Raw genomic sequence first — 9274 nt, 5'->3', positions numbered from 1 at the left:
GTGGTGCTGTAACACTCGGGCCAAAAGCGCTGCTCCTGACTGGTGCCGTCGGGATACGCCAGCTTGACGTTGATCGAGAGGTTATCGAAGGCCAGGCGGGAGAGCGTGCCCTCCTCGTAGTTCTTCCAAATCGGCTTGGGCTCCTTCGGGAAGAGGTAGAACCCATCGGCATCCCTGGCGGGAGGCACGATGGTGGCTCGTCCTTTGTCGATCCGTTCGAAAACGTAGCCTTTGAGGAAGTCGTTATCCTTGTTCGTCACCTTGACATTTTGCGCGTAACGCAGCGGTGCCATGACCAGCGGTCCATAGCGCAGCACGACGCCGTTTCTCACCTCCTCAAGCTGATAGCCCATCCGGCCGCTCAGGACGTGGCGGGTCTTGCCTCCTGGCAGGTTCGTCACTTTCACCTCCGCGCCGTTGATGCAGGACGGAATGCGGATGCGGGCCTTCATCTCCGCCGGTGCCCCGCTGATCACCACGGTGGTGTCGGCCTTCTCGGGATAGCGAGTGCTCACATCGACCTCGATCGTGGTTCCCTTGTAGGGAAGCCGGTAACGCCCCGGCACCAGCAGGTTGACCCGTATTTCATCACCCCGCAGGGTCACCGCGTGGTCGGCAAACTCGACCATGGCGACCCCGGCGTTGTGCAGGCAGCACCACCACGCTTCCGATTCCAGCACCGCTCCGCCATAGGTGTGGTCGGATTCAAGTTCACGATGGCCGAAACCGCCGTTGACCGTCTGATTCAGAAACAGGGCGTTCCACAGGGCGTTCTCGGCCTTTTCGTAGGCCTCATCTTCGCCTGAGATGAATCCGGCATTGAGGTTCAACATGATCCACTCTGCGATGGCGCACCCTTCGTTGCGGGAGCTGGAGGGGAGGACCTTCTCGCTGATATTGCCGTCCGCCCAGACGGCCTTATCGGCGACCTCCTTCCTGAACTGCTCCGGCTGCTTGTTCCAAGACGTATCACCCGTGTAGATGGCGGCGAGCTGCAGCCCTCGGAGCGTGGTCTGCACGCCCACCGCAATCCCTCTCCCTTTCAACGGGCGCGACTCCTGCGCCTCGGCCACCGCCCGGCATACGTCCAGGCAACGCTGATCTCCGGTGATGCCGAACAGCTCTGCCATGGGCTCGGTGATAATGGTGCCGAAGTCACCCAAGCTTCCTGCGGTCCTGATCCATTTGTGGAGGTCTTCCGGCTTCTTCTGCTGAATGGAGGCCTCCCTGACCCGATTCAGGTTCGCGAAGAAAAACTCCGCGTTCTTGCGTGCCGCCGCGAGCGCCTTCGGATCTCCCGTCTCCTTATAATAACTCAGTAATCCGATGAAGACCTTGCTCGCGGCCATCCAGGCCGGTTCCGTGTAAACGCCTTGAACTCTGCCGAAAGTCCCACTCGGTGCCTGACACGCCAGCATGCGCTTGAACAGCACCTGCATTCGGTCGTGGTCAGACGGTTCGAGATGCGCGCTGGCGGCGAGGAAGTCGAGGTATCGGCCGGTCAGATCCCCGGTGAAGAAATCGGCGTGCCGTGTCAGGGTCTCCGGCCGCTCCAAATCCACCATGATGAAATCGAGTGAATCCATCGGGTAGGATCGTCCCCGCTGCTTCGCCAGCTTGATCCGGTTGAGTAAGGGCGACTCGTGCAGAGTGGCCTGCGCGAACGTCGAAAAATGCGTCGCAGGTTCTCCGGCTTCCGCCGCGTGTGACGTGGATACGGCCAGTGGCGCGAGCAGCAGGGCGGTGAGGAGGGGGAGGGTGTGTTTCATGGTCACTTAGCGTTTTCCTGATAGGGGTAGTCGAATGGGGCCGCGCGGAGCAGCACCGGCTTGGCGGCATCAGGCCGCCACACTTGGTTTGGCTTCACGGTGAGTTCATGACGGACACCAGCAATCTGAAGCACGACGCTGTGCGGTTCGGGAGCGATGCCGACGACTTCGCACACGTTACCGGCAAGGTCAGTCACCACGCGGACGCCGCGCACACAGGAGAATACCTCCTTGTCGCCGATGCTGGCGGTGAAACGGCCTTTCGTCGCGGTCACCGTCCAGGTCCGGTCGCCCCATCTCTGCGTATATGTGAAATCTTCACCTTCCAACGCTGACCACCAGACCTGATCGTTGATGAGGTTGAGATGAACGCCCTGCATCCGCGAGATGTATTCGAGCGCGGACAGGATGGTCGGTCCATAGCCAGTGCGATTTTTGGTGGCTCCGGTGAAAGGGTCATACTGCTGCCCGAAGATGAGTTTATCCTGCTGGATGGTCTCGAGCAGCTTGGTTCCGATCAACGAAAGCTCGGCATAGTGCCCGTAGTTCTCCAGGGCGCGGATGGCGCGCTGGAAGGTCAGCCCTTGGGATTGTCCGCTCCAGTCGTTGCCGGGGACATTTCTGAACTTTGGGTCGTTCGCCGCGATAGACGGCAGCGGCACCGGCGTCCAGAACTCCTTGGGATTGAGCAGATGGTGGCGCACGAACTGATCGGCCATCTCCTGGTCAAAACTGCCGAAATACATGCAGCGAAGATTATTGTGGACCAGGATCTCGATGATTTTTCCATTCCGATCGTGATCGAAGCAGGCCTTCTTTTCGGGGATCCAGAGGTGGTCTTTGATCTTGGCGCTTACTTTGGCGGCCTGCCCGGTCCAGTGTGCCTCGCGGCCGTTGCCCAGAATTTTCGAGATCGCGGCAAGGGTGCGGCGGTTGGCGTAGGAATACGACATGATATCCATGGACTCCACAGGCATTGGGGATTCGAGCTTCCGATCTGCCGAGGAGTCCGGCTGCCACGTCACTTTTTGGCGCTTCAATGCTGCCAGCTGCAGGCTCGTGACCCGCTCCGGTGTGGGAGGAAAGTCAAAGCTCCAGAAGTGGTAGGAGTCGCCGAATTTCGTGCAGTGGTCCTCCCCGGTGTCACCCATGCTCCATGCCTCGAGGCAGCCATCGCGGTTCGAAGGCCGCACCACCGCAGTCCCTCAGCGCCGACTCCAGATCCACATGCCACGTCACTGCCGTACCCAGGCGCTGCTTTTGCTGCTCCCGCAAAGCCACCGAAGTCTCGACAATGTGCCATTGAAACTTCCGCCGCTGCCACCAGCCGAGCGACTTCCGCACGGTCTCCATCAGCACTGCATTGCCTGCACCGACTTCGATGACATGTCGCACCTCGGGCATCGCTCGTCGGTTTTCCTGAATCCAGGCAGCGATGGCCTGCCCGAGCAGCGGTGAAAGCGTCGCCGCTGTGGCGAAGTCGCCGCGCTGGCCGCCGATGCCCTGAATCCTCCGCGCATAATACCCACGCTGCGGATCATGCAGCGCGCGGGCCATGAAGGCGGCGAAGGATTCAGCCATCGAAGGGAATGCGAAAGCTTACTTCAACTCCTTGATGCGCAGATTGCGGAACTTGTAGGTCGCGCCCTTTTCGCCGTGATGCTGGATGGCGATGACGCCGCTGGCATCCATGTCATCTTCCACGTCGGTGGTGACCACGCCATTCACTTCGATCTTGAGCTTCTTGCCCTGGCAGGTGATGCGGTAGGTGTTCCAGTCGTTGCGTTTAAAAGCATCACCAGCGCGGGCGCGGAAGGCATCTTCGCTCTCCTTGCTGCCCTTGATCGGGCTGATGAACCACATGCGGCGGCCTTCATCGTAGAGACCGCCGGACCACTTGCGCTTTGCATCGCCATCCACCTCGGCCTGATAGCCGAAGACTTTGTTTGGCTGCACATGCGCGCGGAACATGAAGCCGCTGTTCGCCTGGCCTTCGGGCAGGAAGATGTCGCCTTCGAAGATGAAGTCGCTGTAGGTCTTCTCGGTGATGACGAAGAACTTCTTCTCTCCCGTGAGATGGATCTCACCGTCCTTCACCTCGATCTTGCCCCAGTCGTAGGCGTTCTTCCAGCCGGTCATGGTTTTGCCGTCAAAGAGCGGCGTGAAGCCATCTTCAGCGATGGCGGGGAGAGCGGAAAGAGCCACGAGGGCAGCGAGGAAGGCGCGGGTTTTCATGATGGGGCGGCGAGTATGGAGAAAAGCTCCCGCGCTGCCAATCACGAATCACAAATCATCGTCCGACACCAGCGCGAAGGGATCGCTGGCACGGCGAGGGCGGCCTTCGCGCCAGGCGCGGGCATCGTCCACCGCCTCGCGGAGGAATCGGTCCGTCTCGATCACGCCGGGAGGCAAGGGAGCCAGCAGCGCGTCGATGATGCAGGGCCGGCCATCCGGCTCGCGCATGATGTTTCCCGGATGCAAATCACTCATGATCCATGCCTGATTGTGCATCCAGAGCACCCAGACATTGCGGCGAAAGCGCGCCTTGCAAGGCACCGCCTTCACGCGCTCGATGGCCACCAGCCGGTCTTCCTCAAGATCGACATAAGGCTGCGCCAGCGGCTGCTTCACCACGAGATAGTCGCCCTGGTCATCGATGCCCACGATCTCCGTCGGATGCGCGCCGGCATCGTGCAGGACCATGAGCTTCTCCATCGTCTCCGCGAGGATGGCATCACGCACGGTCATTTCGAAGCCGTCACCCTCTTCCATGCGTTCGATCTCAAAGGTCTTCCCCAGGCCGCCCGTGGCATGAAGTGGGAAGAGTTTATAAACCACCTCCCATTGCCGATCCATGAAGGGACTCGCCTCCGCGCCTGTCTTTAATGGCACGAGCGTCTTGGAAGAGAGCATCCCATCCGCATCTCGGCCGATGCCGAGCCCGTCCAGCCGGATCAGCGGGACTTCCCACTCTCGGGCTCTTGCGGCAACAAGGGCTGCCCAAACATCAGGCGTAGCCGATTGCCGGGATGGAGTGAGTCGAGCTGCTTCCGCGAGGCCTTTCGCTCGGAGTCGGTTAAGGGCAGAGCAAGCTGATCGTTCGTCCGCGCCGACGAGCGCCCGCGCGAGGGTGGTTTCGCGCCCGGTGAGGAAGTCGAATTGGGTTTGCGTGGTGTGCCGTCCATTCACTGATGAGGATGGCGACAGATGGCGAGCTTCCGCGCCGGATCAAACCAGCGCATGATTTTCTTGTTCACATCCGGCTGTGAAGAACAGGCCCGCTGCATCACTTCGGCATCCCGGCAAAGGCCTCATGAAAGGCCTGCCGCATTGGCGAGGCATCGCCCGTCGGCAGCAGGCCGGTGCGCTGGATCAGCAGGATGTGGATCGTCTTCTTCACCGGGTCGATCCAGCCCTGCGTGCCATGAGCCCCGCCATGACCAAAGGTTCCCGCGCTCAGCGTGCCCGTGACTCCGGTCGGTGTCGTCACCACTTGGAAGCCAAGGCCCATGCCCATGCCATCGGCAAAGCCCGCCTTCAGATCGCCTGTGTGGTTTTGCGCCATCAGCTTCAGGCTCTCGGCGCTGAGATAGCGTTTGCCGTCGAGCTCACCGCCATTCAGCGCCATGCGGTAGATCGTCAGCAGATCTTCAGCCGTGGAAAACAGGCCGCCCGCAGCCAGCGGTGTGCGCCTTTTGCTCGAATAGGGCGCGGTGAGATACTTCACCGTCGTGGGCTCCAGGCCCTTGCCATCGGCACCGGGTTTGTAGGAGGTGGCGAGGCGCTTTTTCACATCGCCGTTGCTCGGCCAGAAGGTCGTGTCATTCATCTTCAGCGGCTTGAAGAAGCGCCGCTCCATGAACTTCGCGTAGTCATCACCACCCGCCACCTCGATCAGCCTTCCCAGTGTGTTGATCCCCGGATTGCAGTAGGACCACTTGCTGCCCGGCTCGAATTGCAGCGGGCTCAGCGCATACGTGATCACCGCCTCCTTCAGCGTCAGCACATCCAGTGCCTCGGCATCCAGCGGGCTGCTGCCCACCAGCCCGCTCGTGTGCGTCAGCAGGTCCTTGATCGTGATGGCGCGGGCAGGCTTCACCAGCACCGTTTGTTCGGCCTTCTTCTCCTTCAGCAGCATCTGCCCGCGAAACTCCGGCAGATGCTTCTCCACCGGATCATCCAGGCCCAGCTTGCCCTCCTCCACCAGCATCATCACGCCCATCGCCGTCAGCGGCTTCGTCATGGAGGCGATCCAAAACAGGCTGTCCTTCGCCATCGGCGTCCTGCTTTCCAGATCCTGAAATCCCACCGCCTCATGAGCCACGATCTTGTCGCCGCTCCACACCAGCGTCACCGCACCGGCGAGCTCCCCTTTCTCCACAAAGCCCTGCATCGCTGCCGAGATGGGGGAAGGCGGCGCTTCCGCAGGTTCGGGCTTTTTAGCGTGGAGAGTGGCGGCGGCGGCGAGTGAGAGGAGGAATGGAAAACGCTTCATGGGAGGTGCGCCACATCACAGCGCAAAGTCCCCCGGTAGGCAAGGTCCAGCAGAGAAGCCTGGGGGCGGTGTAGGACTAAAGTCTCATGAAGTTCTGAAAGGGCGGGGAATGGGGGCTTCAGATTAACTAACGGTGGTTAATCATGATAGTCCATGGGTCCCATGGAATTCCGAATGGGCAGAAAATACAGTTCCGGTGGGCCAGCTCATGGTTCCCGGTCAGCACGTGTCTCCCCGCCTCTGCTATCGCCTCAAGGCCTGCACGAGGCTGTTGAAAGCCAGCCGCAGTGCCTCCGCATCAGGATCCGCATAGGGAGTGTCGAGGGTGGCCACGACATTGCTGTTCGCGCTGCTATTGCCCGTCATCGTGGTCATGGCGGCGGTGAGGTCGGACTGCGACACTTCTCCGGGCAGGCCTTGCGGGCCGGTCGGTCCCGCAGGCCCATCGGGGCCGGCTGGGCCGGCTGGGCCGGCAGGACCGCTCGGTCCCTCAGGGCCGGCTGGGCCGGCAGGACCGCTCGGTCCCTCAGGGCCGGCAGGTCCGGGTGGCCCACCGGGATCACCCTGAGGCCCCACCGCGCCTTGCGGACCCTGGGGTCCGTCGTTGCCTTGGGCTCCCGTGGCACCCCGGGGGATGCCGAACGAAAGATGCAGCTCCGTTCCGATCACGGACACACTCACCGTCGCCGGATCACCGGAGGGCAGGGACGTCACCGCATCCACCACCGCCGAGGTCACACCGGAGACCGCATCGATCAATGCTTTGAGACTGTTGAATTGGTTGCGCAGCGGCGCTGACTCGATGTCCGCGTTCAGCGGCGGGTAGGTGGGGTCGAAGGGCATGGCGGGGGAAGTTGACAGTGGTTGAGGCTCGCTGTGCGAGCGTTGACGGTGGTTGACAGTGGTTTGGGAAAACCACCGTCAACCATGGTCAACGGCGCTGGCTCCGCCTCATGGCGCGCGTTTCACCGCTTCATCACTCCAGGGGCCGTTGCCCGTGGCACCGATGCCGCGGGCACGGAAGGCATAGAGAGAGCCGGGCGTCAGGCCCGTCACCGTGATGCTGCTCGCCGTCGAGCTTTTCACCGGCTGCCAGTTCGCCGGTTCCGAGTGCAGGCGGCACTGCCACTCATAGCTGCGTGCGCCGTTCACCGGATCACAGCTCAGGTCCACCTCACCTTCATTGTCGCCCGCCGTGGCGGCGAGATTGGCCGGCGCGGCCAGGTCGCCCACAGGCGCGGGGACACCGCGCAGGGGCAGGCCCGCGCTGGCCAGAGCCGCGTCATCATTCGGCTGGGCCGCCTCGCAGTAATTGGCGCGGCTGGTGATGGCCACATCAAAGGCACCCTCCTTCGCGTCACGCGTTTCCAGCGCCTGCTTGAGCGCCACTTTTTTGAGGTTCACGTCCGCCTCCGCGCTCACCAGTTCCGCGAGGATGGCCTGGTAGGCGGCATCCGCAGGGATGCGGGTGGCCGTGGGAAAGGCGGTGTTGCCAGTCATGGCCGCATCATGAGTCTCACCGAGAGTGATCTTCTGTGCGGGTGTTTTCTTGCCTAATTCGAGCTTAATTTTGTGCATCGGTCGTTTGGATTTGAGGTTCAAGTTCGGAGCTGGCGCCGGGCTTGCATCATATCGATGAGCCTCGTCCATGCGGATGTTGGGGGTATCGAATTTGAGGGCCATGGCGTCTGCTCCAGTCACCGACCATTGAATCACAAAACCCGCCCAAAGTGGGAGGTCGTTGTTCCGGTCCATGACCGCATCGTTCAGTAGGCCACTTCTTCCGTCTCTCCGAGCACCAGCACCGGGCGTCTGCCCAGCGGCACGCAGATGCGCTCAAAGGTGTCCAGGTAGATGCGCTGCTTCCCGCGCTCAAAGAGGCTGATGTCCGAGCGTGCGATGCCCGAAAGACGGGCCACCACGCGCTGGGACAGATGCTGCGCCAGACGCAGACGGCGGAACACGGCACCGAGGTGGGCCGAGAGCGGCATCAGCTCGTTTTTATTCGTTAAAACAGGCAGTTTCATAAGAGATGAAGGCTGAAGGTTTATCGGAACAGGCGCTGGACCACTCTGGCGGACCAGCGGGCGAGAAGTCTGCCAAAACCGGCTCTGAATGTGAAGAATAAAATAAATATTCCGGAGGAACCGCCCGCGCTTCCTCCAGCCCCTGGCGCCCTTCTTTCAGAGCTGCTCGCGCCTTTGAAAGAAGCATGCCCCATGCCGCCGGAAGAGCCCACGCTTTCGACAGCGCTGCTCCCGCCTCTTTCAGAATCCCGGCTGCTTCTGACAACTCCCCGCGCCCTTCTGAAAGAACCACGAGCACCTCCGAAAGAACCCCTCATGAATCCGTCAGAACTGCCCGCCCCTCCGTCAGAACCACGCGTGATTCCGGCGGAAGTGCCCGTGATTCCGGCGAAACCATGCGCGGTTCCGACAGATTTTCCCGAATCCGAGATCACTTTTGGGAAAAGTGACCTCTTCATTCTCAAGTGTGACCTGAAAAAGGGCTGAAATGACCTCTTATTGAGACTGGCCTGTTCCAAGTCTCCCAGTCTCCGGCGCAGCCCTCTCCCAATCTCAAAGTCTCGGCTTCAGCGCCCGGCGCAGGCGGTTCAGCGTGGCGGTCTGTCGAATCTAACATGGCGACAGCGCCGTGGATGTGCTTCACACTGAGGTCTTCCGTTTTCCTCCATGCCGCCTGCCCAATTCATCTGTTCCGGCGCTCGATCAAAAAACTGGCATCATTGACTTATGGCACAATTAACCAATCCGAGTCTCGTATTCTCTGCCGAAGACTGTGCGGTCTTTGAGCGGTATCCAAATAGCGCGAGCTGGAAGGACGTTCCGTTAGCAGACCAGGAGATATTCAAGGGCGTATGGGTTAACAGCCTGTTGAAAAACCTCTCCTCCTGGGTGATGAGAACAACCCTGCATGTTTGAGCAACGCCAAACCAAGCAACGCCAGCAGGAACTCTGGATAGTCGCCGGAGAACTTCCCGCAGCCACCC

At 61.1% G+C, this 9274-nt stretch carries 9 protein-coding genes; all 9 read right to left on the bottom strand.

Annotated elements, in window-relative coordinates; genetic code table 11:
- Positions 1-1769 (bottom strand): beta-L-arabinofuranosidase domain-containing protein (locus tag ACILSI_RS26155; protein ID WP_395724874.1); only part of this gene is annotated, 1769 nt, incomplete at its 3' end.
- Positions 1770-1771: 2 nt separating this feature from the next.
- Positions 1772-2920, bottom strand: coding sequence for an MGH1-like glycoside hydrolase domain-containing protein (locus ACILSI_RS26150; protein WP_395724873.1), 1149 nt, complete (start codon positions 2918-2920; stop codon positions 1772-1774).
- Positions 2913-3350 (bottom strand): SAM-dependent methyltransferase, encoded by a 438-nt coding sequence (locus ACILSI_RS26145; RefSeq protein ID WP_395724872.1) that lies wholly within the window; start codon positions 3348-3350, stop codon positions 2913-2915. The genes ACILSI_RS26150 and ACILSI_RS26145 overlap by 8 nt, the downstream gene beginning before the upstream one ends.
- A gap of 18 nt (positions 3351-3368) precedes the next feature.
- Positions 3369-4004 carry a DUF1080 domain-containing protein gene (locus ACILSI_RS26140; RefSeq protein ID WP_395724871.1) on the bottom strand — a complete coding sequence of 212 codons (636 nt, stop codon included), beginning with the start codon at positions 4002-4004 and terminating at the stop codon, positions 3369-3371.
- Between the two features lie 48 nt (positions 4005-4052).
- Entirely contained in the window at positions 4053-4682 is a 630-nt protein-coding gene (locus ACILSI_RS26135; RefSeq protein ID WP_395724870.1) for a hypothetical protein, read from the bottom strand.
- 373 nt (positions 4683-5055) lie between these two features.
- Positions 5056-6264, bottom strand: coding sequence for a serine hydrolase domain-containing protein (locus ACILSI_RS26130; protein ID WP_395724869.1), 1209 nt, complete (start codon positions 6262-6264; stop codon positions 5056-5058).
- 243 nt (positions 6265-6507) lie between these two features.
- Positions 6508-7107, bottom strand: coding sequence for a hypothetical protein (locus ACILSI_RS26125; RefSeq protein WP_395724868.1), 600 nt, complete (start codon positions 7105-7107; stop codon positions 6508-6510).
- Positions 7108-7215: 108 nt separating this feature from the next.
- A complete protein-coding gene (locus ACILSI_RS26120; protein ID WP_395724867.1) occupies positions 7216-8019 on the bottom strand; it encodes a fibronectin type III domain-containing protein in 804 nt (267 codons plus the stop codon).
- An 11-nt stretch (positions 8020-8030) separates the two neighbouring features.
- Positions 8031-8291 (bottom strand): helix-turn-helix domain-containing protein, encoded by a 261-nt coding sequence (locus ACILSI_RS26115; protein ID WP_395724866.1) that lies wholly within the window; start codon positions 8289-8291, stop codon positions 8031-8033.
- Positions 8292-9274: the final 983 nt, after the last annotated feature.

Origin of the sequence: Prosthecobacter sp. (genome assembly GCF_044232965.1) — a bacterium.
Classification (GTDB): domain Bacteria; phylum Verrucomicrobiota; class Verrucomicrobiia; order Verrucomicrobiales; family Verrucomicrobiaceae; genus Prosthecobacter.
Note: the sequence above shows the minus strand (reverse complement) of the source record. Positions and strands in the feature narration are given on the sequence as shown.